Origin of the sequence: Vibrio sp. 10N.222.48.A3 (genome assembly GCF_041475345.1) — a bacterium.
Classification (GTDB): domain Bacteria; phylum Pseudomonadota; class Gammaproteobacteria; order Enterobacterales; family Vibrionaceae; genus Vibrio; species Vibrio tasmaniensis_A.
Genome location: NZ_JBFRVX010001738.1, coordinates 1 through 351, shown reverse-complemented (window position 1 = coordinate 351; position 351 = coordinate 1). Strand labels below are relative to the sequence as shown.

1 pseudogene is annotated in these 351 nt (G+C 29.6%); it reads right to left on the bottom strand.

Annotation, left to right across the window (positions count from 1 at the left end):
- Positions 1-351, bottom strand: a pseudogene (locus AB4653_RS28690) (glycosyltransferase family 61 protein); the annotation flags it as partial.

The following is a 351-nucleotide window of genomic DNA, read 5'->3' as shown; positions in this document are numbered from 1 at the left end:
TCCTTAGCTTGGTGTTTTCTCTTTGTAAGTATATTTTTTTATTTTTCAAAATATAATTGTTCGATAGTGTGTTTTTTGACAATTTATCTTTAACTTTTTTCAAACAATCAGAAGAAACAAAAAATTCCTTTTTCGGATTAGGCAAAGACCGAGTATTATCAAGAGAAGTCCATAAAGGAGTACAATAGATTAAACTTTCGCAATAAACTAACTGACCCTTTTTTACGTGACAGAGATGATATTCAGTATTTTTTAACTCAGACAAGAGAAGTTCGATAAGGGAAAGACTTTGTTGAGGGGTTCCCTCTTCAACTAAAATGGTTATTTTTTCATCTTTAGATTCAATATACT